This window comes from Bartonella sp. MR110HLJHH, assembly GCF_042194225.1.
Classification (GTDB): domain Bacteria; phylum Pseudomonadota; class Alphaproteobacteria; order Rhizobiales; family Rhizobiaceae; genus Bartonella; species Bartonella grahamii.
This window is the reverse complement of the sequence record NZ_JBHIMQ010000006.1, coordinates 1-25,420: the sequence shown is the minus strand read 5'-3', so window position 1 is coordinate 25,420 and position 25,420 is coordinate 1. Positions and strand designations below refer to the sequence as shown.

Genomic DNA, 25,420 nt, shown 5'->3' with positions numbered 1-25,420 from the left:
TCAATGTGTTTTCTTAGCAGTTATCAATGTTATTCTGCTCTTTTTTGAGATAAGTTATTAGCAGTGTATTCACTGCTTTCTTAAATATTTTTATCCATACGCTAATCCCACTTGTGACAGACAAGAAAATGATTTTTTATCATTCTCATAAAAAGTTTAAAGAGAAAAATTTTACTATATTTTGCATTCTCATTTACGATGCAAAAAGATGTATTATCATTATAAATTCAATGTCTTGCCTTTAATTCTCGCCACTTGCGAACATTCACATTATGTTCCTCTAAAGTTCGAGAAAAAACATGCCCTCCTGAACCATCAGCAACAAAATAAAGTGCATCACTGCTTGGTGGATGTGCCACCGCTTTCAAAGAATCTCGACCTGGATTTGCAATAGCTGTTGGAGGCAAACCATTAATTTTATAAGTATTATATGGTGTTTGCTTCTCAAGATCTGAACGATAAATTGCACGACCTGATGGTTTTCCTTTTCCTCCAAAGAGACCATAAATAACTGTTGGATCCGATTGAAGACGCATATGCTTTGTAAGGCGGTTATAAAATACCGCGGCAACCATTGGTCTTTCTGCTGCAATTCCCGTTTCTTTCTCAACAATTGAGGCTAATATAACAAATTCATCAATTGATTTAATGGGTAAATCAGGTGAACGCGTAGCCCATATAGCATGAATTAATTTTGTCTGCCCTTCACGCAATCTGTTTACAATCTCTTTACGCGTTGTCCCCCGAATAAAACGAACAGTATCCGTCATTAAACAGCCCTCTGGAGGCAAAATTTTTGGAAGATCTCCAATCAAAATTTCATTCGCAGCTAATCGATCGAAAACTTGCTGAACCGTTAAACCTTCAGGTACTGTAAATGTATATTCAATAGATTTTCCTTTCACAAGAATATCCATAATATCCTGCATCGAAGAATGTGCCGGAATTAAATATTCACCAGCCTTCAGATGCGTTGTTTTTTGGTGATAACCAACCCCATAAACAAAAATATCTGATGATCGAATGAAACCACGTTTTTCTAGCAATGAAGCAATTTCACGAATTCCTGTGCCAGGATGGATAAGAACAATTTGTTCTTCCTCAATTTTTCCCTTTTCTTCAAAAATACTTTTTCCAATATAAAGAGGAATACTTATGGCGAAAAGAATAACCACAATCAGCATAAGAAAAAAATGACCGAGAATAACCAACGGATTACGGACGATAGATGATTTCTTTCGTTTTTTATGTACTAACATGTCATAACTATCTGCTAAATGATTCGAAGAGGAATCACTTACGTCCTTTAATGATTTTCCATTTTTCACATCGGACATAACCCCTCAATAGCGATTAAGGACAATATTATAATTTCTCATTCACCTTATAACAAAGTAGAAAACTCAAAAGCAGAAATTAAATAAAAATACTTATTATCCCCTAAAACGTCGCATCACCAACGATGCATTTGTCCCACCAAATCCAAAAGAATTAGAAAGAATCGTATCAATCTTTCGTTCACGCGGTTTGTGTGGTACAAGATCGATTTTCGTTTCAATCGATGGATTGTCAAGATTAAGTGTCGCTGGGGCTATATTATCCCGTATAGCTAGAACAGAAAAAATAGCCTCAGCGGCACCGGCGGCACCAAGTAAATGCCCGATAGATGATTTCGTTGATGACATGGATACTTGTGGTGCATAATTCCCTAAAACACGCTCAACAGCTGCTAGCTCTATGGAATCAGCCATCGTTGATGTACCATGAGCATTAATATAATCAAGTTCACTCACATTCACTTGTGCACGCTTAAGAGCAGCCATCATACTACGCTGAGCTCCTTCACCGCTTTCTGAAGGCGCTGTAATGTGGTAAGCGTCACCAGATAAACCATAGCCAATAACCTCAGCATAAATACGCGCTCCTCGTTTTTTGGCGTGTTCCAGCTCTTCTAAAACAACAACTGCTGCTCCTTCCCCCATCACAAAACCATCACGATCAGCATCATAAGGACGTGACGCCCGTTCAGGATCATCATTGCGACAAGTAGAAAGAGCTCTACAAGCTGCAAAACCTGCAAGAGATATCCGATTTATCGGAGACTCGGTCCCCCCTGCCACCATGACATCTGCATCACCAAACATAATCAAACGTGCCGCATCACCAATCGCATGCGCCCCTGTCGAACAAGCTGTTACAACAGAATGATTAGGCCCCCGTAAACCATATTGAATAGATACATAACCAGAAGCAAGATTAATCAAACGACCTGGAATAAAAAAAGGAGAAACACGACGAGGTCCCTTATCACGAAGCGTATAACCAGCTTCAACAATGCCCTCAACTCCCCCAATTCCCGAACCAATTAACACACCTGTACAAATCTGATCTTCATCACTCTTAGGAAACCATTCGGCATCTGCAAGCGCTTGGTTAGCAGCAGCCATTGCATAAACAATAAATGCATCAACTTTACGTTGCTCTTTAGGTTCCATATACAAATCAGCATTATAGGTTCCCTCTGTTCCATCCCCTAAGGGGATACGCCCAGCAATCTGGCATGGCAAATCTGACACATCAAACTCAGTGATACGTCGGACACCACTTCTTCCTTCAAGAAGTCGTTTCCAACTATATTCAATATTACCAGCTAATGGAGATACCAATCCTAAACCAGTAACAACAACACGTCTCATAACTTCTAACCTTGAACTAAACTTCACATCTCAAAGCTCTCTTTTCAAAAGAGCTCCGAAGAATATAGGCAAAAGCAATTTATGCCTTTGCCCTTTAGTAATCATGCAGAAGCTTTATCAATGAACTTGACTGCATCACCAACTGTAAAAATCGTTTCAGCAGCTTCATCTGGAATTTCTACCCCAAACTCTTCTTCAAAAGCCATAACGAGTTCAACCGTATCAAGGCTATCAGCCCCTAGATCATCGATAAAGCTTGCATTTTCTACAACTTTATCAGCATTAACCCCAAGATGTTCCACAATAATTTTCTTAACGCGCTCTACTGTATCACTCATGTTGAAATCCTCGAATTTATATTTTCCTATAATTTGGTTAACTATATCGGCTCATCTAATCAAGCAATAGATGCATTACTTTAAAAGATTTTAGCAATGATTTAAAACATCCTGTGGATATCCCCTACAAAATGAACCAATTTGACCTTCCGACATCAATTGATCAACGGCCATGTTAAAGAAATAGATGCATCTTTCTATTCCAATCGTTACTATCTAAAATAATACAACTCATAAATCAATGTGGAATAAAATAAATACTCAAATCATTGCCATTCCACCATTGATATGGAGTGTTTGACCTGTCGTATAGGCTGCTTCATCGCTTGCTAAATAAACAGCAGCAGCGGCTATTTCTTGCCCACTTCCCATACGCTTCATTGGAATCGCAGCCATAATGGCTTCTTTTTGCTTTTCATTAAGCTTGTCTGTCATTGCAGATTTAATAAATCCTGGAGCAATACAATTGACAGTGATGTTTCGCGAAGCAATTTCTTGTGCCAATGCTTTAGAAAAACCTATCAATCCTGCTTTTGCAGCACAATAATTCGTTTGTCCAGGATTTCCCACAACACCAACAACAGATGTAATGTTAATAATCCTTCCATAACGGCGGCGCATCATAGAATGTATTAATTCACGCGTCAAAAGAGAAGCTGCTGTTAGGTTAACTTCTAAAACATCATCCCAGTCTTTATCTTGCATACGCACAAAAAGACCATCCCTAGTAATTCCCGCATTGTTAACCAAAATATCGACGCCATCCATTTCTCTTTCTGCAACTTCAGCCAATTGTTTAATCGATTGGCGCTCAGAAAGATTAGCGGGAAATACAAAAACATTCTGCCCTAATTCTGTTGCTACTTCTCTAAGCTTTTCTTCACGTGTTCCATGAAGTCCAACAATGGCTCCTTGTGCATGAAAGCAGCGTGCAATTGCCTCACCAATTCCTCCCGAAGCTCCCGTTACAAGAGCTTTACGTCCTGTTAGTCTAAACATTTTTTTAACTCCTTATAGATTAAACGCCAAGCATGCTCAGCGCTGATTCTATTTCATCAACTGTTCCAATTGTTACCCCCTTTATATCTTTGTTAATACGACGCGTTAAACCTGTTAATACTTTTCCAGAACCAACTTCAAAAAGCGTATCAACCCCATTAGCAGCGATCCATTCTATTGTTTCACGCCATCGCACTCTCCCAGTCACTTGTTCAACAAGAAGAGTAGTAATACGCTCTGGATTGCTCTCAGGTGCAACAGAAACATTGGCAATCAAAGGAACAATCGGGGGCATTTTGTTAACAGTCAAAAGTGCTTTCTTCATGGCATCAGCAGCAGGTTGCATTAAAGATGAATGAAAAGGTGCAGAAACTGGAAGAAGAAGTGCACGTTTTGCACCTTTTGTTGATGCAATCTCTACCGCTGTCTCAACTGCTTTTGCTTTACCTGAAATAACAATTTGCCCACCACCATTATCATTAGCAATCTGACATAGTCCTTCTCCAGAAACAGTTTCGCAAATTTCTTCCACAATATGCTCTTCCAAACCAATCAGTGCTGCCATAGAACCTTCACCAACCGCGACAGCAGCCTGCATAGCATTGCCACGAATACGCAAAAGTCTTGCCGTATCTGTGAGAGTAAATGTACCAGCAGCACAAAGAGCCGAATATTCACCTAAAGAATGACCAGCAACAAACCTTACCTTTTCTTCTATACGAAGCCCTAATTGTTTCATCACACGAATGACAGCCATGGATACAGCCATTAATGCCGGTTGTGCATTTGCTGTTAACGTTAAAACATCTGCTGGTCCTTCAAAAATGACCTTGGATAATTTCTCACCCAAAGCATCATCAACTTCCTCGAAAACCATCCGTGCGGCAATAAATTGCTCTGTAAGCGCCTTCCCCATACCAACAAGTTGACTTCCCTGCCCTGGAAAAATAAAAGCTGCACCCATTTATCAACTCCTAAAATTGTACCATTAAATTATTTTCTTTTGACCTTATTCATCCGCACAAATCAAGATGAAGCCCTTCATTTAAAACGAATACCACTCTTAAAATTATATTTTAAGGGCGGAATTTGATATAAAAACTTAGGAAAATAGGGTGCTATAAACTGAATAACACCAAAACTTATGAGACTTCCTAAAATTGTACCTGCTAAAATATCAAAGGGATAATGTACACCCACAAAGATGCGCGCCCAACAGATCAAGCACAAAAACACCGTGGCAAATTTAAAAGCAACCTTGTATCGGTAAAAATAAAAGTTAGCTGCATAAGATGCAATGGTCAAGGCATGATTACTAGGAAAAGAAGCTGTTGCACGATGTTGAATAAGCGGTGTTGTCAACCCTACCACGAATGGGCGAGGATGAAAATAAAAAAGAGAAATGAGATAACCTATGAAAAGAGCAGCACAAATACTCATGCAAATGCTTAGCACGACACATCGTTCCCTCTCCCCACCACAAAACCACAATGCACAAAGATGGAGAGGAATAATATAAATTAAAAACTTTGCACAAAAAATACTAAACAAAACTACAATCGACCAAGCTTGATGATTGCCGACAAACATTTCAAAGAGTGTAACATCAATCTGGTTTAAAAAGTCCATTTTTCTCTCCTTTACCTCTATGTTACAGTATTATCTTTTTGTAAAAGAGGGAAATATATCAAGATTTAACAAATCAATTTTTTTATGTGCATAAACTTGCTATTTTAAAAGATAACCTGTAGATATGAAATATTCGTTGCCGGCACTTTAGCTGGAGGTTGAACGGAGGGCTGTAAAATATCAGTAGGAAATACAATGTTTCCGGCCTCCCGTGTCTCCGCTCTCGGATGTCTCGAATCGTAAACGCGTCCTTTCTTCTTTGGATTTCCAAAAAAGACAAGTCGCAGAGGCTTTGCGCTAAGACCGGTGAGATTTAATTGAAGAAAGGCAAAACAATGGCTCTTTATGAACATATGTTCCTTGCCCGACAAGACATTACACCGCAGCAAGTTGATGAACTTTTGAGTCTCTACAAAGGTGTCATTGAAGCACATGGTGGAAAAGTTGGGCGTATAGAAAATTGGGGACTTCGTCCTCTTGCTTATCGCATTCGTAAAAACCGTAAGGCTTATTATACCTTGGTCAATATTGATGCACCAGCTTCAGCAATTGCTGAAGTGGAGCGTCAGATGCGCATCAATGAGGATATTTTGCGTTATATGACCATTCGCGTAGAAAAACACGAAAAAGAAAAATCTGCTATGCTCTCACACCTTGATCGCAATAGTCACATTGGACACGATGAAGAGCGTCCTCGTTTTCCACGTCGTCAACGTGAAAATGCTATAGAAGGGGTAGAATGATGACTGATACTAATCAAAACTCTGCACGTCGCCCCTTTCATCGTCGTCGTAAAACATGTCCTTTTTCAGGGACCAATGCTCCCAAAATTGATTATAAAGACATCAAGTTGTTACAACGTTATATTTCCGAACGTGGGAAAATTGTTCCTTCACGGATTACTGCTGTTAGTCAGAAAAAACAGCGTGAATTAGCTAATGCTATCAAACGTGCTCGCTTTTTAGGCTTACTTCCGTACGTTATAAAGTAAACGCTCAATACGCTATGCAACTGGAGAGTTTCTCCAGTTGCTTTTCTTATATGATTAAAAAAAATAGCTTGTTGCATCCTATGCTAAGCTATTACATGTCAAAGTTGGGGTATTGACACGCCCCTAACTGCAGAAAGCAGGACAGCAATAAATGAAAAAAAATCGTACCTATGAGATATTAATCGGTATTTTAGCAGGATTGTTTGCTGTTGTAATAGGAATGGCAATCATCAGTGTTGCAAATATCGCGCCCTTTTTTTCTCTTCTTCTTGGCTGCTTTCTTTCATTGCCAATTTTTATTGTTGCGTTCGGTCAAGGAACATTAGCCAGTCTCATCGCCCTCATAAGTGCCACTGTTGTTCTTATCATAACCACTAATGCCTATATTGCTCTTGGCTTTATGTTCTTATTTTTCCTTCCTGCTGTCTATGCTTCTTGGCTTCTTGGGCTTGCACGACCAGCGCAAAAACAAAACGAACTGATATGGTATCCATTATCATCGGTTATTTTTCATTTAACTAATTTTATCGCTCTTATAGCAACTTTCATTGGGCTCTATGTTCAAACCCGTCCTTCCACACCCGTCATTGCAAAAAAAATCACCGAAAACATAGCACAAACTCTGCAACAATCACAGTCAATAAAAGAAGCCGATATACGCGCTTTTAGTGAGCTTTTAATGACGCATCCAGCAACTTTTACTGCTGTTTCTTTGACTCTTTATAGTTTGGTTTTTCTCATTGGTAACCTTTACTTTTCCATGATAGCAGCACAACACATGAAATGGCTGAAAAGACCCCGTGATGATTGGAGCCAAACTCTCCGCCTTCCAATTTCTGGAATTGTTATTTTCATCATTGTTTGCATAGCATCGATGATTGAGTTGAGCGCTTCTCTTAACTTGAGTACCCGTGTCTTTAGTACTGCATACACTGTCATCATATTAGTTAGCGGTCTAGCATATCTTCACAATATTACAAAAGGGGTAAACGGTCGGATTATTATACTTTCTCTTGTTTATATTGCTATTTTAACAGTCGTTTTTACTCCACCTATTGTTTTCATGATGCTTTTGATGGGAATTTGGGCTGCTATTCAATATAATTTTCAATCACGCAAAAAACTCCACTAAATTTATTTGTTCGAAAGGAAAAACTATGGATATTATTTTACTTGAGCGCATTCCTCGTCTTGGTCAGATGGGTGATATTGTCTCAGTTAAAGATGGTTATGCGCGTAATTTTCTCTTGCCTCAAGGTAAAGCTTTACGCGCAAATGAAGCCAATAAAAAGCATTTTGAGATACAACGTGCACAACTTGAAGCACGTAATCTTGAACGCAAAAGCGAAGCGCAAAAAGTTGCTGAAAAACTTGATGGACAATCATTCATTGTTGTTCGTTCTGCTGGTGAAACAGGACAACTTTATGGTTCTGTGTCAACACGTGATATTGCTGAAATTATAACAGATGAAGGCTTTTCTATTGGGAGAAATCAAGTCGAACTTAACCATCCAATAAAAATGATTGGTCTTCACACTATCACTCTTAGCTTACATCCTGAGGTTCAAATTTCTGTGATTATTAATGTTGCGCGTTCTACCAGTGAAGCACAACGCCAAGCAGAAGGTGAAACTCTCACTTCTGCTAAAGAAATATATAATATTCAAGAAGAATTATTAGAAGAAAGTCAGGAAGAATTATTGGCAGAAGAAATTAATGACAACGATATAAACAGTTCTCATCAAGAAGCTTAATCGCTATTTTTGCTTTCTGTTTTATATTTTTTATTCCATTTTAAATATTGCTCATAAAATACTCACACTTTAAAAGTGAGTATTTTATGGCCATCATACATAAAGAACCTAATTTTTATGAAAGAATTAGCAATATATTATTTAAAGGCATTACATGCCGAGAATGATGATATCACTAAGAGGAAATATCTTTTGTTTCCAGCATATAAAGCAAAAATAATTTAAAGTTCTACCTTTCAGGGTAAGGCTTGTATGAGCGGTAAGTTGATTGTATCCTCATATGATCTGAAATAATTTCAGTTATAAAAGAGTAATTCTGCTTACACAGATATTGGAATTTTAAGGTCATGTAACTTCAAAATACTTAAATTTAGAGTACCAAAACTTCCACTTTAAAATTACGTATTATAAAATAAAATAGATAGACGTAACACAAATAATATACAAATGATAAATGAGCAACGAAAAGAGAGTTTTGAAAAATTACATAATTTTAACTTAAAATGAAGGTTTGTAGCTCTATTCTTTTAATTATACGATTTTCAATTTATCGCCTAAAGTAGCTAGACTTGGAATTTTAGTGGAAAAATATTATGGAAGAAACTAACGTTGTTAATGTAGGCTCTTCAAAAAAAGAAGATTCTCCTTCTTTTCGGCAACTTCCGTATAATATTGAAGCTGAACAGGCATTGCTTGGTGCCATCTTTATCAACAATGATTCTCTTGACCGCGTTTCAGATTTTCTAAAACCAGAACATTTTTTTGAACCATTGCATCAAAAAATTTATCATGTTTTATCTCACCTTATTAAAACAGGAAAACGTGTAGATCCAGTTACAATCAAGCCCTATATCCAAATGGAAGAAAAAATTGGAGATATTACTGTCTACCAGTATGTTGTTCGCTTAGCCACAGAGGCAGTCACTATTATTAACGCTGAAGATTATGGACGCGTTATTTACGATCTTTTTATCCGCCGGTCTTTGATTAACCTTGGAACTCAAGTTGTCAATACAGCCTTTGATGCTCCTGTAGAGCTCACGCCTACCCAACAAATTGAAACTGTTGAAAATCAGTTATTTGAGCTAGCAGAAAAAGGGAAATATGGAGGTGGATTTGAAAATTTTAATGAGGCTATCAAAAAAGCTATCGATATGGCAAGTGCTGCGAAAAAGCGCTCTTCACAATTATCCGGGATAGCCACCCATATTAAAACACTTGATGAAAAAATGGGAGGATTACAAGCATCTGACTTAATTATCCTTGCGGGACGCCCTGGTATGGGTAAAACCTCACTGGCTACCAATATTGCCTTTAATATTGCTAATGCTTATAATCGCAATGCCAATATTCAAGAAAATGAAGGCGGCATTGTAGGTTTCTTCTCACTTGAAATGTCCTCAGAACAGCTTGCAACACGTATTATTTCTGAACAAACAGAAGTCTCTTCTTCTGATATTCGGCGTGGTAATATTTCAGATGAACAATTTTCAAAAATTATTCGTGCGGTGAACCAACTACAAAAGGCACCACTTTATATTGATCAAACTGGGGGAATATCAATTACGCAATTAGCTGCTCGTGCGCGGCGTCTCAAGCGACAACATGGCTTAGATATCTTGTTTATTGACTATATCCAACTCATGACAAGCAGTTCAAAGCGTTCATCAGAAAACCGTGTTCAAGAGATCACAGAAATTACCACAGGATTAAAAGCATTAGCGAAAGAATTGAACATTCCTATTATCGCTCTCTCTCAACTTTCACGTCAAGTAGAAAATAGAACAGATAAACGTCCACAACTTTCAGATTTACGTGAATCTGGTTCAATTGAGCAAGATGCCGACATTGTTCTGTTTGTCTATCGCGAAGAATATTATCTCAAAAATGAAGAACCAAAGTTAGGTAGCTTGGAACATACAAAATGGCAAGAAATAATGGACAAAGCTTTTGGAAAAGCTGATGTTATTATTGCAAAACAGCGCCATGGGCCGACAGGAATCGTGCCACTTGCCTTTCAATCTGATTTCACACGATTCAGTGATCTGGCCGATAGCAATTATCTTCCAGAGCAAATTGGTTAAATCAACATGGCGCGTAATCGTATTCAATTTATCTGCCAAAATTGTGGAACTGTCCATTCTCGTTGGGCGGGAAAATGTAGTGCTTGTGGAGAATGGAATTCCCTTATCGAAGAAACTATAAATGGCGGCATAGGAAGTGCTCCTAAGCAGAATGCTCGTAAAGGACGCATCGTCACACTCACATCTCTTTCTGGAAATATCGAAGATGCTCCACGTATTCATTCTGGTATTGCTGAACTTGATCGTGTTACCGGTGGAGGCTTTGTCCGTGGATCGGCACTCCTTGTTGGTGGTGACCCGGGTATTGGTAAATCAACATTGCTGACACAAACAGCCGCTGCTTTATCACGTAAAGGATATAATGTCATCTATGTTTCAGGTGAAGAGGCTATTGCGCAAATTTGTCTGCGCGCACAAAGGCTTGAAGCTAACAATACAGAAGTGAAACTTGCTGCTGAAACCAATGTTGAAGATATTCTGGCAACCTTAAGCCAACATAAAAACCTTGATATGGTGATTATCGATTCGATTCAAACCCTATGGTCAGATACAGCAGATTCATCACCCGGCACTGTCACACAAGTACGTATCGGTGCTCAAGCAATGATCCGCTTTGCCAAGAAAACAGGAGCCGCCGTTGTTCTTGTTGGTCATGTTACAAAAGATGGGCAAATTGCTGGTCCTCGAGTTGTTGAACATATGGTTGATGGCGTTCTCTATTTTGAGGGTGAAGGAGGACATCATTATCGCATTCTTAGAACTGTAAAAAATCGCTTCGGACCAACAGATGAAATTGGTGTCTTTGAAATGTCTGATAAAGGATTACGCGAAGTGATAAATCCATCCGAATTGTTTTTAGGAGAACGTAATGAAAAAGCACCAGGTGCTGCTGTTTTTGCGGGAATGGAAGGGACACGCCCGATACTCGTAGAAATTCAAGCGCTTGTTGCTCCTTCTTCCCTTGGGACACCAAGACGTGCGGTTGTCGGATGGGATGGAAATCGCCTTTCTATGATTCTTGCCGTTTTAGAAGCCCATTGCGGCATTCGTTTTGGACAGCATGATGTCTATCTGAACGTAGCAGGTGGATATCGCATATCAGAACCCGCTGCTGATTTAGCTGTAGCCGCTGCTTTGGTATCCTCTCTTGCCAATATCGCATTGCCAACGGATTATGTATATTTTGGTGAAGTCAGTCTTTCAGGAGCTACCCGCGCTGTTTCACATTCAGCACAGCGCATCAATGAAGCAAAAAAACTCGGCTTTCAAGGAGCATTTCATCCCACAACAACAACCGAAATGATAAAGTCGCTCAATTTTCAACAAAAAACTTTCTCCGACCTTCCCGAACTCGTTGCTACTCTTACCGTAAGTAAAAAATGATCTGCACCACAGATATGATAATATAGAAAAAACTCTATAAAATACAAAAGATCCTTGCTATAAGAACAAAAAATATATTTGTACACAGACTTATAAGAACACAACTTTATGTATAAGGAACAAACAAATGATCATAACAATCCTTGATGGAATTGTCGTAGTAATCATCCTGTTGTCCGCTTTTCTTGCTATGCTTCGAGGGTTTTCACGTGAAGTGTTATCGTTGATTTCTTGGGCAGTTGCAGCTATTACGACACTGTTTTTATTCAAGCCTGTCTTACCTTTCTTTGAACACTATCTCTCTAATAAAATGATTGCATTGATCACAACATTGGTCACGATTTTTATTATTGTTCTCATTATTACTTCAATTATTACAATGAAGATCTCTGATTTTATTATTGATAGTCGAATTGGTATCCTTGACCGTGCTATTGGTTTTATTTTTGGAGCACTTCGCGGTTTACTTATCATGGTCATCGGTATGTTGCTGATTAATGCACTGATTAAACCCGAGCTTCAAGCGAATTGGTTAAAAAATGCAAAAACAAGGCCTATTTTAGATTCACTAGGACAAAAAGTTTGGGAAATACTCCCAAAAGATATTGGATCTGTTCTCGAAAAGGCGGAAAATTTGTTTAAAGACAGCAATAAACATACGTATGAGCAACACTCTCATAAAAAGATAATTTTAAAAAATAAAGAATAGTTTTTCATGAGGAAAGAGAACTAAATGATGTAAAATGTGATATTAATGATTCCTCCGTATCACAACTGAAAGAATATGATGATAAAAAGTGATGTTTTCTGTCAAGAATTTTCGTTAGATGATGATACCCTTCATGAAGAATGTGGCGTTTTTGGTATTCTTGGGCATGAAGATGCAGCAACATTAACAGCTCTTGGACTCCACGCACTTCAGCATCGTGGGCAAGAAGCAGCTGGTATTGTTTCCTACCATAATAAAATGTTTCATCAAGAAAAGCATTTAGGTCTTGTTGGTGATCACTATACAAATCCTACAACACTTGCACGCTTACCAGGAAATCGCGCTATTGGACATACCCGTTATTCAACAACTGGAGAAGTAGCATTACGCAATGTTCAACCCCTTTTTGCTGAATTAAAAGCTGGAGGCATTGCTATTGCTCATAATGGTAATCTTACCAATGGTCTTACATTACGCCGTGAACTCATCGCTTCTGGAGCTATCTGTCAATCAACATCAGATTCAGAAGTTTTTCTTCATCTTATTGCCCGCTCACGTTATGAATCGTCCTCTGATCGTTTTGTTGATGCAATTCGGCAAGTAGAAGGTGGGTATGCTATGTTAGCGCTCACACGTACAAAGCTTATTGCTGCACGCGATCCAACAGGGATTAGACCCCTTGTGATGGGGGAACTTGATGGTAAGCCTATTTTTTGTTCTGAAACTTGTGCTCTTGATATTATTGGAGCAAAGTATGTCCGTGATGTTAAAAATGGGGAGATCATCATATGTGAAATACAAAAAAATGGGGAAATTACTAAAAAAATTATAAAACCCAAAAATGAAAAACCAGAAAAACTTTGCTTGTTTGAATATGTTTATTTTGCCCGTCCGGACTCAATCGTTGGAGGGCGTAGTGTCTATGCAACACGCAAAAATATGGGAATCCGTTTAGCACAGGAAGCCCCTTGTGAGGGTGATGTTGTGGTTCCTGTTCCTGATGGAGGAACTCCTGCCGCAATTGGCTATGCACAAGAAATTGGAATTCCCTTCGAGCTTGGTATTATCCGTAATCACTATGTTGGCCGTACTTTTATCGAACCAACACAACAAATTCGTGCTTTTGGTGTCAAGTTAAAACATTCTGCAAACCGTCCTGTGATTGAAAGAAAACGTGTTATTCTTGTTGATGACTCTATTGTACGTGGAACAACATCTCTTAAAATTGTGCGAATGCTCCGTGATGCAGGAGCAAAAGAAGTTCATATGCGCATTTCTAGCCCTATGATTTTCTATCCCGACTTTTATGGTATTGATACACCTAAAGTTGAAAGCCTTTTAGCAAATCAATATCCAGATTTAAAATCTATGTGTGATTTTATTGGAGCAGATTCATTAGAATTTCTTTCAACGGATGGATTATATCTTGCTGTAGCAGGGGAAAAACGGAATAACGCCGATCCACAATTTACTGACCATTATTTTACTGGATATTATCCTACGCAACTGGTTGATCAAGAAAATCTCTCCAAAACTCATCAATCATCTGTTCTTAAAACAAGAGATTAATGATGACAAAATGTGACTTTAGTCTCCATGGGCGTGTTGCACTTGTTACTGGCGCATCAAGAGGAATTGGCTATTATTTGGCACTCGAGCTTGCTGCACGCGGCGCTCATATTATTGCTCTTGCACGAACAGTCAGTGGACTTACTGAATTAGATAATCAAATCCGAGAAAAAGGGGCTCATGCAACCCTTGTTCCCCTTGACTTGCATCATATGGAAAACATCGATACTCTTGCTATCTCAATTGCCAAACGCTGGAAAAAACTTGATATTATCGTTGCAAACGCAGGAATCCTTGGAACACTCTCACCAATAGCGCATATAGAAAACACGGTATTTGAAGATGTTTTTCAAATAAATCTTTTCAGCCAATGGCGCTTAATGAAAGCTGTTGAGCCTTTATTACGTGAATCTGATGCTGGACGAGCCATTCTGTTATCCTCAAGCGTTGCGCATGCTGCGCGCCCTTTCTGGGGAGCTTATGCAGCCTCTAAAGCGGCTTTAGAGATGATTGCCCGCTGTTGGGCAGAAGAACTCAAACAAACCCCTATTAAGATTAATTGTGTCAACCCTGGTGCCACACGCACTGCCATGCGCGCTGAAGCTATGCCCGGTGAAGATCCACAAACTCTCCCTTCACCACAAGAGGTTGCAAAAAAGATAGTACATTTGCTATCACCTGATTTAAAGGAAACTGGAAAACTCTTTAATGTTCATAAAAATCGGTTTGTAGATTATCATGTACCTGATTGATCATCATCGGAGAAGTAAATCGTTTAACTCTCTCTTTTTCCTGTGCTTCTCAACAGAAGAATAAAACACTTTATGATTCTTGGATAGATTTAGCATCAGCCTTTTTCTCTTCTAAAGTAGCACGTTTATTATAAGCGATAAAACTACAGGGGAGAAAAATCATATAGCTAACAGCTGTAATCAATAAAGTTTTCCATGTGTAAGTCGCAAGAAAACCGACATAAATAACAATGACCAACATGCACGGTATAACGATATCGCGCCTTAAATTTTGATCAATTGTTTTTGCATTCCATACTGGTAAACGACTAATCAAAAGAAAAGCAATAATTACAGTATAAAGACTAAAAAATAATGCCCACCCCCAATTGGGGACCAAACCAAGAGCGCCTAAATAGGTAGGCAATAAAAGGAGTAATGCTCCTGCTGGTGCTGGAACACCAACAAAATAACTTTTCTGCCACTTAGGTATATTGGTGTTATCCAACATCACATTAAAACGTGCTAACCGCAAACAACAAGCAACACAATAAACAAGGGCTGCAACCCAACCAATGTGATTTGCTTGATTCAAGATAAAAGAATAAACAATAAGTGCAGGGGTAACACCAAAATTTATAACATCAGCAAGAGAATCCATCTGTGCCCCAAAAGATGAACTACCATCTATTAAACGGGCAATGCGACCATCAGCACCATCTAAAACTGCGGCCAAAAGCACCATTAAAATAGCAGCTTCATAGCGATGTTCAAAAGCCAAACGAATGCTGCTCATCCCTGCACAAATTGCTAAAATAGTAATGATATTGGGAATGACATACCGCATTGATGTAGGTGAACGCCGCCGACTTGCAACATCATCATGCTGCCCCTCAGGATTGAATGAAGAAAATGGCGAAAAATTTTTCATTGTGAGTCCTAATCGTATCTGAAGTCCGTTGTGGCACTCTTATCATCAAAAGAACCCAAAACTGTTTCTCCAGCAATTGCGGTCTGTCCAACTGCAACACGCAATTTCATTTCAGTTGGTATATAAATATCAAGGCGAGAACCAAAACGAATCAATCCAAATCGCTCACCAGTCATAACGGCATCGTTTTCTTTTGACCAACAAACAATCCGGCGTGCAACCATTCCCGCTATTTGTACGATACCGATTTTACCATGTTTGCTATCAATTACCACACCATTACGCTCATTAAACTGGCTAGCTTTATCAAACTCAGCATTGGTAAATCGACCTGGATGATAAACGATAGACTCTACTGTACCACTGATAGGAATACGATTAATATGGCATGAAAAAACATCCATAAAAATGGAAATACGGATCATTTCATCTTTCCCTAATCCTAATTCTTCAGGTGGAACACATGATTCCACAAATGAAATACGCCCATCTGCAGGCGACATAACCCAATTTGAATTTAAAGGGATCACACGATCTGGATTACGAAAAAAGTATATACACCACACCGTGAGAACGAGACCAAACCAAAACAACGGACTCCATATCCAACCAAGAATGAGCGAAATAACAAAAAACGCTACAATAAAAGGATAACCCTCTTTATGAACCGGTACAAAGCTATTATGGAAAGATTGCAGAATACTCATATAATTTCCTATTCATCGTAAACTCAAACAAGCAACAAATCTTTTTGTTCCTCTTGTGTCTTTTTATGTATTTAATCAATCACTCCATATAAAGATATAGATTACATTTTGCCCTATTTATTTTTTACGATTAACAACACTCGTCTCATCTTCTTCACGTATTTTACGTAATTTTTCTTCAGCTTTCGATGCTTCAAGCTGCTTATTCCACATTGAAGCATATAAACCTTTCTTGCGTAAAAGCTCTGTATGCGCCCCATTTTCAATAATACGACCACTTTTAAGAACCAAAATTTCATCAGCATTGATGACAGTAGAAAGACGGTGAGCAATAATCAGTGTTGTACGTCCACGGCTTACAATATCCAATGCTTGTTGAATTTCCTGTTCCGTTGCCGTATCAAGAGCCGATGTTGCTTCATCTAGAATAAGAAGTGGGGGGGCTTTTAAAAGTGTCCGTGCAATAGCCACACGTTGTTTTTCACCACCTGATAATTTGAGACCTCGCTCTCCTACCATAGACTGAAAACCTTCCGGTAAAATTTCAATAAATTTTGATATTTGTGCCATTTCAGCAGCTTTGCGCATTTCTTCATCTGTAGCACTTGGACGCCCATAGCAAATATTATAGGCAATTGTATCATTAAATAACACTGTATCTTGTGGGACCATGCCAATCGCTTCACGCAAACTCTTTTGTGTTACGTCACGAATATCCTGCCCGTCAATTGTGATAGAACCCGCGTCAACATCATAAAACCGAAAAAGCAACCGAGAAATAGTTGATTTACCTGCACCAGATGGACCGACAATGGCGACTGTTTTTCCTCCAGGAACTTCAAAATCAATATCTCTGAGAATCTGACGTGTCGAATCATAGGAAAACTTTACCTGATGAAAACGAATGGTCCCATCCCTTATCTCTAACGGTTTAGCATCCGATTTATCAACGATCTCCTTCTGAACATCTAAAAGATCAAACATTGCTTCAATATCCGTTAAACCTTGTCGAATATCACGATAAATTGAACCAATAAAATTCAGTGGAATGGAAAGTTGCATTAAAAGTGCATTAATAAAAACAAAATCACCCAAAGTTTGTGTTTTATAAAAAACTTCATAAGCTGACATCAGCATCATGATCGTCATTCCAATACCAAAGATAAGAGCCTGACCAAAATTAAGCCAGCTTAACGATGTCCAAATCTTTGTTGCGGCTTTTTCATAACCTACCATAGAAGCATCAAATCGATCGGCTTCTAGAGTTTCATTGCCAAAATATTTCACCGTTTCAAAATTCAAAAGAGAATCAACTGCACGCGTATTGGCCTCAGTATCTGCTGTATTCATTTGTTGCCGAATACGAATGCGCCAATCACTCGCCTTAATGGTAAACAAGATATATAATCCAACCGTTGCAACAACGATGAGAAGATAATGCCACCCATAACTTATGTAAAATACAAGTGCCGTTAATATAAACTCTAGAACTGTCGGTACTGTGTTCAGAATTGAAAATCTTACGATCGCTTCAATTCCTTTTGTACCACGCTCAATCACACGAGAAAGCCCACCAGTTCGGCGTTCCAAATGAAATCGCAAGGATAACTCATGCATATGTACAAAGGTTTTATAAGCCAATTGACGAACAGCATATTGACCAACAGTGGCAAAAAGAGAATCGCGTAATTGATTTAATCCAGCCTGCATAATACGTGCGACATTATATGCCAAAACGAGCATGATGGGAATAATCAAACTGGATGGGAACCATTCAGGTAGCTGAAAGCTTGAATCAAGCACATTCGTAGAATATTTAAAGAAATACGGTACAGATATGAGAACGAGCTTAGCCAAAACAAGATAAAATATTGCCCATAGCACACGTATTTTTAGATCACGTCGCCCTACTGGCCACATATAGGGCCATAAATTGTAAAGTGTGTGCAGAGTTCTGCCTGTATCTGATGATACAGTCTTTGTCATTTCATTGCGTTTCATAAAGTCCTTACTTCTCTATCATCCACACGAAAAAGGCAAAATACCCCCCTGTGGTTGTTTATAGATTTATCTCTTCATTACGCTTCCAATAAGCTATACCCACTCGTTATTTAAAGTTAGACTGTTTTTGAAAAAGGAACAAGAAATAATCCACTATACAATTTATTATTTTTATCTGTATTTTCATACCACTCTGCTGCAAATAAATTTTCAACTTTTACATGGTTTTTTTTCAATTCTGCCTGAAGCCACTTTTTTGTTTTACCAATCTCTTTAAGTCCATCATCAATAACTTCACCATTTTCTATTAAAATCGTCGATTTCTTCCCTTCTTCCTTTTTAATGACAGTGAAATCACCATTGGTTTCCAAACGAACAAAAGCGGCTTCATGTAAGTGACACCCTTTAAGACGTAACATCGTAATGAGATCATTAACATTGATCCCTAAGTTCTTAATCTTATCTATTTGGAAAACCCCATCTAAAACTAATGTAACATTCCGCCCTGCAATAAGACGACGAAAAAAAACTGAATAGCGTGCAAAAAAATTAAAAGATGTAATCAAGGTTTGCCAGATGAGTAAAACAAGCAATAATTGAATGCTACTAATACTCTGATTATAAATAACGCCTCCAATAATACCTCCCATAACAAAATTACTGACCAAATCAACTGGTGTCATCTGACTAAGGCTCCCCCGCCCCGTCGTTCTTAAAATAAATAAGAAGGCAACAAGACCTACAGCCAGCTTAAGCGCGATATACCCATAATGATATAAAAATTCCATCAAATTTTCCTCCCTTTATTTATGTAAGCTGCTGGAATAGGAAAATTAAAATCGTTTTATTTCCCACACAGTTATGCGCTCACCACTCTGCGGATCCTTACTGTCTTTTAAAAGAACCCCCTCCGCTGCAAGCTCATCACGAATTGTATCCGCTGCTTCCCACTCTTTATTATGGATAAGTCGTAGTCTTTCAGCAATACGTTGATCAATAAATTTTGAATCAAGAAAAGTTTTTTTTATAAATAATGGGCAGTCTATTTCTTTAATCCATTCTTGTCGTAACAGTCCTAATAAATTCATCCCATTAGCAAGAGCCAGCGCATTCCCTTCTTTATAAAACTTTCGCAAAAGAGTCAGTGCTTTTGGAGTATTAAGATCATCACTGAGTGCATCTATCAAAGTATCATTAATTGCTTCATTGTTTTCCATCTCACTTTTTTTGCTGCGAAGCAATTCATACCAACGATATAGTTCGCCACTCGATTGTATTAAACGCTGCGCTGTCCAATTTAATGGTTCACGATAATGCGTTTGCAACATCGAAAAACGCGCAGACAAACCAGCCCAATTTTTCTTCATTTCATCGATTAAAATACCATTAAACTCCAAAAAATTATTCTCTAAAACAGAACGAATAGTTATGAAATTGCCAAAGCTTTTCGACATCTTTTTGCCTTCAACTTGTAAAAAACCATTATGCATCCAAAAATTTGCCATTCGCTCCGTCCCAAAAGCTGAACAACTTTGTGCAATCTCGTTTTCATGATGAGGAAAAATTAAATCAAGTCCACCACCATGGATATCAAAAACATTCGCGGTTGGATCATCACAAGTTAAACCACCGCCATAGGGCGCTAATAACTTTGCCATTGACATCGCAGAACATTCAATATGCCAACCTGGACGACCTAAAACAGGAATTCCGGCCGGCGATTCCCAACCTGGCTCCCCTTCCACAGAAGGTTTCCATAAAACAAAATCCATCTCTTCCCTTTTATAAGCAGCAACATCAATACGCGCCCCCGCCCTCATTTCATCTAAAGAACGATTTGCAAATGCCCCATAGTGGGGAGGATTTTTTATGCTACTTACAGAAAATAATATATGATTTTCCGCTTTATAAGCGTGCCCCTTTTCAAGCAATCTTTCAATTAAAGAGCGCATTTCCTCTAAATGCTCGGTTGCGCGCGGCTGACTGGTTGGTAATAGACAACCAAGTGCTATTGTATCTTGTTGAAACTGGCAATATGTACGTTCTGTTAATTGACGAATGGCGTCATTCAATGACAAGTTTGGATATTCAAAAGCTGCTCGTGCATTAATTTTATCATCAACATCTGTAATATTACGCGCATATAGAACATGCTCATTGCCATAAACATGACGCAATAAACGAAATAAAATATCAAAAACAATGACAGGGCGTGCATTTCCTACATGCGCATAATCATAAACTGTCGGTCCACAAACATAAAGACGTACTCTTGTCGGATCTATTGGTGTAAAATTTTCTTTTTTACGTGTCAGCGTATTATAAAATCGCAACTCTTTCATTATTGACTCCATAGACGATATTATGCACCGCTCCTTTTAGATGCATCTTATCTCAAATTATCGTATTACGCGGTTTAGGCTAAAAACTTTTTTCTTATAGTAATTTCTTCTTACCATTTTCCCATTGTATTCACGGCTGTATCCATCATTTATCATAAAAACAATCTATTTTATTTGATTGAACAAAAGCATTCTATCATTAGAGATGCTTTCCCTTCTTAAAGAAAACGAGCTTAGAAAAAATTCTATAGGCAACACAATATAAACCTATGTGAAAAATAGATAGCTTTCAGGAAGCAAATCTTAAATTTTTAACCACACAAAGCTTCGTCAGTATTTTCAATATTCCACAATGGGTTCCTTACTGCCTCTTACGCCCTATATTTTATAATCAATAATTGAGAATAATGTAGCAATTAACTCTATTTTTTTACACAGTTCTCATGACAAAATTATTTTATCTGTACAGAGTTTTATTCAAAGAAAGCAATAAAAATAATGCGTAATAGATTGATGAACATCATTATTTTAATATTTCTTGTCATTTCAATGCCAACCTTTGCGCAACAATCTCCACCTTATGAAAAAAAATTACTCCGACTAGCAGAAATTTTGGGATCATTGCATTCTCTCCAAAATCTTTGCGAGCCTCCAACAAACCAATGGTATGATTATATGAATGCACTAATTGAAGCAGAACACCCCATTCCACAAAGACGTGCTTATTTTTATGAAGCGTTTAATGAAGCGTATCGTGCTTTCTCAGAAAATTATCACCATTGTACCCAAGCAGCCATTGAAGCCAATCAAAGATACATAGAGGAAGGAAGAATTTTATCTGAAAACCTCCTCATGCATTATAAATAATTAATCTATGCAAAAAGTATCTTTCTCCATTTTAGCGATATCAATGATATTCCTCTCACAAATGCGGGGAGCAATAAACCAGCTCTGAAAATAGAGAAACTTTTAAAGAATAATGTCTCGATACGCTTTTATTCGTATGAGCGCCTTTTTCCCCATACAAAATCGTTCTTTGGCTTCCTCCCCACACCTCAAAGGATGAAGATTGTTAACTAAATTTGCTCTGTAAATAATCTAGGTTCTTGTTGAACAAGATTCCTCTTGGCTTCCCACTCATGTAATTTGCTTCATAGTTTCTACAAATAAGCCTAAGAATATTCACCACGCATAAAAAACACTTATGTGCCAAAGAGGCTGACATACCCTATATCATCACTCTAAAAGATGATATTTTACGGCATACTTTTTAATCTGTTTACACCAAAGTTTCCATAAATTTAACAGGCTCTCCTTGTGAAGGTGTGACAATTTCACCTTCCCACATAACGCGCATACCACGGATAATAGTCCCAACAGGCCAACCTTTAACTTTTTGACCATCATAAGGTGTCCAACCGGCACGCGAACCAATTAAGCCATTCGTAATAATTTCTTCTCTCTTAAGATCAACAATGGTTAAATCAGCATCGTACCCAACAGCAATGCGCCCTTTACAGCTTATACCAAAAATACGACTAGGGCCATGTGAAGTGAGATCAACAAAACGTTCAAGAGATATTTTTCCTTCATTCACATGTGTCAACATAATTGCTGCTGTTGTTTGCACCCCTGTCATTCCTGAAGGTGAAGAGGGATAAGGTTGAAGTTTTTCTTCAAGAGTATGAGGCGCATGATCTGAGCCTAAGACATCAATAATTCCTTGTTGAACACCGTACCAAAGAGCTTCACGGTGGCGCGACTCACGAATAGGCGGATTCATCTGAATTAATGTACCAAACTTCTTATAATCATCAGCCGTGAGAGTCAAATGATGTTGTGTCACTTCAATTGTTGCAACATCCTTATGTTTTTTTAGAAAATCAATTTCTTCTTCTGTCGAAAGATGTAACACATGAATCCGTGCTTTCGTCTCATGGGCAATTTTTACCAAACGCTGCGTACATTTTAATGCCGCAACTTCATCACGCCAAATCGGATGTGACGATGCATCCCCTTCAATACGCAATATTTTACGCTCTTTGAGCCTCGCCTCATCTTCAGAATGAAAAGCTGCACGACGGCGTGTATTCTTCAAAATAAGGCGTACACTTTCATCATCATCAACCAAAAGATCACCGGTAGAGGCCCCCATAAAGACTTTAATTCCAGCCGCACCGGGAAGTCTTTCTAACTCAGAGAGTTCATGGGCATTTTCACGCGTTCCTCCAACCCAAAATGCAAAATCACAATGCATTCGATGAAATCCGCGTTTAACCTTATCGTTTAATGTTTCTTCTGATGTTGTCAACGGATTGGTATTAGGCATTTCAAAAACTGCCGTAACACCCCCTAACACAGCAGAATACGAGCCACTTTCCAAATCCTCCTTATATTCATTTCCTGGCTCACGAAAATGCACTTGGCTATCAATAATTCCTGGTAAAATATGAAGCCCCGTACAATCAATGACCTCACTAGCCGATGCACATGTAAGGTTGCCTATTTCAGCAATACGACCATTTGTAATACCAATATCACGCTTGCTTCTTCCATCATGATTCACAAGTGTTGCACCTTTAAAAATTGTATCAAATGTTTTAAACATAGCCACGCTCCTTACATATTGCTCACTTATCGATTATGTAACTTTGAGCAGAAAGGCAAGAACCATGATTGAAAAACAAAATGCCATTTGCTTAAAAAACCGCGGGCTTATTCAAATTACAGGCGAAGAAGCAACAGATTTTCTACAATCCTTGATCACGACAGATGTAAAAAAAATCAGTCCACAGGAACTTTTCCCTGGAGCCCTTTTATCCCCACAAGGAAAGATTCTTGCTGATTTTCTTATCGGAAAAAAAGAAAATGGTTACCTGATTGATATCAGAATGCCTTTAGCTGATACGCTTCACCAACGTCTGTTGCTCTATAAGCTGCGTAAAAAAGTAGAAATTACACAACCATTACAAGAGCTTGTTACGGTTTCTTTGAATAATGAATCAGATACTTTAAATTTTGATTCAAGTTTTATTGATAAACGCTTCCCACAACAAGAAAAAATAATACGAATCTATGGCAAAAAACCTTTTTTGACTTCAGAGTATCATGATACATGGAATCAATTGCGTATCCGTTATGCAATTGCGGAAAGTGGTCAAGACTATGAAGTTGGCAAAGTCTTTCCTCATGATATTAATTACGATCAAATCAATGGACTCTCATTCAATAAAGGATGTTATATTGGACAAGAAATTGTTTCACGAATGCACCACCGCCGTGCAGCACGTCGCCGTATTTTTATTGTAAAAGGCCAGTGTGAATTAACCCCTCAATCTAGCATTGAAGCAGGAACAAAAGTGCTTGGCTACTTGGGAACGTGTGTAGAAAATGAGGCTCTCGCTTTAATGCGTATTGATCACGTCAAAGATTCTATGGACCATAACATCCCCTTTACTGTAAAAAACATTCCTGTCACTATAAACATTGCTGAAAATATGAATTTTACCTTTCCTGAAAATACTATAGAAAATACGCATGGCTAAAGCTGAATTATTAAAAAATGGAGAAGCACGCGCTTGGCAAAGAATGCTCTCTGGACGCAGACTTGATCTTCTCAACCCTTCTCCTTTTGATGTTGAAATTGAGGATATTGCCCATGGACTTTCTCGCGTGGCACGTTGGAACGGTCAAACACGAGGGGAGCATGCCTATTCTGTTGCACAACATTCACTTTTGGTTGAACAAATATTTCAAAAACTTTTTCCACAATCGGGAAGCAACGAATGTCTTTATGCTCTTCTTCATGATGCTCCAGAATATGTCATCGGCGATATGATTTCCCCCTTTAAAGCTGTCATAGGAACACAATATGAACGCATTGAAAAGGGCATCCAAGATGCTATCCACATGCGCTTTTCTCTTCCCGTTGATCTTTCTCAAAAACTTTTAAAAAAAATCAAACAAGCCGACCGTATCGCTGCATATTATGAAGCGATTACGCTTGCTGGATTTAGTACAGAAGAAGCCCTTCGCTATTTTGGCTCTCCCAATAATATTTTACCCGATGATCTTAATTTATACCCCTATTCTACCCAACAAATTGAAAACGCATTTTTAACTCGCTTCAATGCCTTGGATGCCCAAAGATTATAGACTCTTCGCATTGTTGATTCCCTATCATTAAAGACTCATCACACTGATTTATAATAATAATTCATTATTTTTTCATGTTGAATGAGAGCCCCTAATATCGTGAGATTCACTCATTTCAAATCTGTTTATATTGAATCAATCAAAATCATTCTCTTGCACGTCATAAGTGGGACCGGCATATGGCTAAAAACTTTTAAAGAAAGAATTTAAAATGTCTCTTATGAAGCGTAAAGATGCTAGTGCTCTGTAAATTGTACACTTCATAGGAGCTTTACCGTTATACCATTCACGGATAACATGTAAGTTTTATGTAAAAATAACTTGCTGTATTTATACAGCTTTTTTACAGTGAGGGACGCGTAAATAAAAGTTAGGGAATAGGATTTTCTAACATTTCTCTA

Annotated in this window: 24 protein-coding genes; 12 read left to right on the top strand and 12 right to left on the bottom strand. The window is 38.2% G+C overall.

The window, feature by feature from the left end; genetic code table 11:
* Positions 1–227 precede the first annotated feature (227 nt).
* The 6 genes from mltG to ACFIKB_RS04920 form a co-directional block, all read right to left on the bottom strand.
* Positions 228–1,337, bottom strand: a complete 1,110-nt coding sequence (mltG, locus tag ACFIKB_RS04945; protein WP_375644912.1) for an endolytic transglycosylase MltG — start codon at positions 1,335–1,337, stop codon at positions 228–230.
* A gap of 96 nt (positions 1,338–1,433) precedes the next feature.
* Positions 1,434–2,696, bottom strand: a complete 1,263-nt coding sequence (gene fabF / locus ACFIKB_RS04940; RefSeq protein ID WP_375636547.1) for a beta-ketoacyl-ACP synthase II — start codon at positions 2,694–2,696, stop codon at positions 1,434–1,436.
* A 101-nt stretch (positions 2,697–2,797) separates the two neighbouring features.
* Complete coding sequence (locus ACFIKB_RS04935) at positions 2,798–3,034, bottom strand: acyl carrier protein (protein WP_004860281.1); 237 nt, start codon at positions 3,032–3,034, stop codon at positions 2,798–2,800.
* 261 nt (positions 3,035–3,295) lie between these two features.
* Positions 3,296–4,033 (bottom strand): 3-oxoacyl-[acyl-carrier-protein] reductase, encoded by a 738-nt coding sequence (gene fabG, locus ACFIKB_RS04930; protein WP_375636549.1) that lies wholly within the window; start codon positions 4,031–4,033, stop codon positions 3,296–3,298.
* A 19-nt stretch (positions 4,034–4,052) separates the two neighbouring features.
* Positions 4,053–4,997 (bottom strand): ACP S-malonyltransferase, encoded by a 945-nt coding sequence (gene fabD / locus ACFIKB_RS04925; protein WP_375647018.1) that lies wholly within the window; start codon positions 4,995–4,997, stop codon positions 4,053–4,055.
* 77 nt (positions 4,998–5,074) lie between these two features.
* Positions 5,075–5,662 (bottom strand): undecaprenyl-diphosphatase, encoded by a 588-nt coding sequence (locus ACFIKB_RS04920; protein ID WP_375636552.1) that lies wholly within the window; start codon positions 5,660–5,662, stop codon positions 5,075–5,077.
* A 335-nt stretch (positions 5,663–5,997) separates the two neighbouring features.
* Here ACFIKB_RS04920 and rpsF point away from each other — a divergent pair, with 335 nt between their 5' ends.
* From rpsF to ACFIKB_RS04875, 9 genes are all read left to right on the top strand, one after another.
* The gene (gene rpsF, locus ACFIKB_RS04915; RefSeq protein WP_273788489.1) at positions 5,998–6,405 is read left to right on the top strand and encodes a 30S ribosomal protein S6; all 408 of its coding nucleotides are present in this window, start codon (positions 5,998–6,000) and stop codon (positions 6,403–6,405) included.
* On the top strand, positions 6,405–6,653 hold the full coding sequence (gene rpsR / locus ACFIKB_RS04910) for a 30S ribosomal protein S18 (protein WP_012754957.1): 249 nt from the start codon (positions 6,405–6,407) through the stop codon (positions 6,651–6,653). Before rpsF ends, rpsR begins: the two co-directional genes overlap by 1 nt.
* A gap of 151 nt (positions 6,654–6,804) precedes the next feature.
* On the top strand, positions 6,805–7,785 hold the full coding sequence (locus ACFIKB_RS04905; protein ID WP_375652959.1) for a hypothetical protein: 981 nt from the start codon (positions 6,805–6,807) through the stop codon (positions 7,783–7,785).
* Positions 7,786–7,810: 25 nt separating this feature from the next.
* Positions 7,811–8,407: a 50S ribosomal protein L9 gene (gene rplI / locus ACFIKB_RS04900; RefSeq protein ID WP_375636556.1), complete on the top strand. Its 597-nt coding sequence runs from the start codon at positions 7,811–7,813 to the stop codon at positions 8,405–8,407.
* A 593-nt stretch (positions 8,408–9,000) separates the two neighbouring features.
* The gene (locus ACFIKB_RS04895; protein WP_375636558.1) at positions 9,001–10,491 is read left to right on the top strand and encodes a replicative DNA helicase; all 1,491 of its coding nucleotides are present in this window, start codon (positions 9,001–9,003) and stop codon (positions 10,489–10,491) included.
* Between the two features lie 6 nt (positions 10,492–10,497).
* Complete coding sequence (radA, locus tag ACFIKB_RS04890; protein WP_375652958.1) at positions 10,498–11,874, top strand: DNA repair protein RadA; 1,377 nt, start codon at positions 10,498–10,500, stop codon at positions 11,872–11,874.
* A gap of 127 nt (positions 11,875–12,001) precedes the next feature.
* Complete coding sequence (locus ACFIKB_RS04885; protein WP_375636561.1) at positions 12,002–12,583, top strand: CvpA family protein; 582 nt, start codon at positions 12,002–12,004, stop codon at positions 12,581–12,583.
* 75 nt (positions 12,584–12,658) lie between these two features.
* Positions 12,659–14,152 carry an amidophosphoribosyltransferase gene (gene purF, locus ACFIKB_RS04880; protein ID WP_375628701.1) on the top strand — a complete coding sequence of 498 codons (1,494 nt, stop codon included), beginning with the start codon at positions 12,659–12,661 and terminating at the stop codon, positions 14,150–14,152.
* A gap of 2 nt (positions 14,153–14,154) precedes the next feature.
* The gene (locus ACFIKB_RS04875; RefSeq protein ID WP_375636583.1) at positions 14,155–14,904 is read left to right on the top strand and encodes an SDR family NAD(P)-dependent oxidoreductase; all 750 of its coding nucleotides are present in this window, start codon (positions 14,155–14,157) and stop codon (positions 14,902–14,904) included.
* A 70-nt stretch (positions 14,905–14,974) separates the two neighbouring features.
* Here ACFIKB_RS04875 and pssA read toward each other — a convergent pair whose 3' ends face one another.
* From pssA to cysS, 5 genes are all read right to left on the bottom strand, one after another.
* Positions 14,975–15,814 carry a CDP-diacylglycerol--serine O-phosphatidyltransferase gene (gene pssA / locus ACFIKB_RS04870; RefSeq protein ID WP_375636563.1) on the bottom strand — a complete coding sequence of 280 codons (840 nt, stop codon included), beginning with the start codon at positions 15,812–15,814 and terminating at the stop codon, positions 14,975–14,977.
* Positions 15,815–15,822: 8 nt separating this feature from the next.
* Positions 15,823–16,521 carry a phosphatidylserine decarboxylase gene (locus ACFIKB_RS04865; protein ID WP_375636564.1) on the bottom strand — a complete coding sequence of 233 codons (699 nt, stop codon included), beginning with the start codon at positions 16,519–16,521 and terminating at the stop codon, positions 15,823–15,825.
* Positions 16,522–16,638: 117 nt separating this feature from the next.
* Complete coding sequence (locus ACFIKB_RS04860) at positions 16,639–18,522, bottom strand: ABC transporter ATP-binding protein/permease (RefSeq protein ID WP_012754947.1); 1,884 nt, start codon at positions 18,520–18,522, stop codon at positions 16,639–16,641.
* A gap of 116 nt (positions 18,523–18,638) precedes the next feature.
* Positions 18,639–19,310, bottom strand: a complete 672-nt coding sequence (locus ACFIKB_RS04855; RefSeq protein WP_375636566.1) for a DUF421 domain-containing protein — start codon at positions 19,308–19,310, stop codon at positions 18,639–18,641.
* A gap of 45 nt (positions 19,311–19,355) precedes the next feature.
* The gene (gene cysS, locus ACFIKB_RS04850; RefSeq protein ID WP_375644918.1) at positions 19,356–20,864 is read right to left on the bottom strand and encodes a cysteine--tRNA ligase; all 1,509 of its coding nucleotides are present in this window, start codon (positions 20,862–20,864) and stop codon (positions 19,356–19,358) included.
* A 498-nt stretch (positions 20,865–21,362) separates the two neighbouring features.
* Here cysS and ACFIKB_RS04845 point away from each other — a divergent pair, with 498 nt between their 5' ends.
* Positions 21,363–21,731, top strand: a complete 369-nt coding sequence (locus ACFIKB_RS04845) for a TIGR02301 family protein (protein ID WP_208439587.1) — start codon at positions 21,363–21,365, stop codon at positions 21,729–21,731.
* A gap of 412 nt (positions 21,732–22,143) precedes the next feature.
* Here the strand turns inward: ACFIKB_RS04845 and ACFIKB_RS04840 are convergent, their stop codons facing one another.
* Positions 22,144–23,472: a dihydroorotase gene (locus ACFIKB_RS04840; protein ID WP_375636570.1), complete on the bottom strand. Its 1,329-nt coding sequence runs from the start codon at positions 23,470–23,472 to the stop codon at positions 22,144–22,146.
* A 64-nt stretch (positions 23,473–23,536) separates the two neighbouring features.
* Here ACFIKB_RS04840 and ACFIKB_RS04835 point away from each other — a divergent pair, with 64 nt between their 5' ends.
* Together ACFIKB_RS04835 and ACFIKB_RS04830 are read left to right on the top strand one after the other, a co-directional pair.
* Complete coding sequence (locus tag ACFIKB_RS04835; protein WP_375652956.1) at positions 23,537–24,409, top strand: YgfZ/GcvT domain-containing protein; 873 nt, start codon at positions 23,537–23,539, stop codon at positions 24,407–24,409.
* Complete coding sequence (locus ACFIKB_RS04830) at positions 24,402–25,019, top strand: YfbR-like 5'-deoxynucleotidase (RefSeq protein ID WP_375636574.1); 618 nt, start codon at positions 24,402–24,404, stop codon at positions 25,017–25,019. The genes ACFIKB_RS04835 and ACFIKB_RS04830 overlap by 8 nt, the downstream gene beginning before the upstream one ends.
* Positions 25,020–25,420 lie beyond the last annotated feature (401 nt).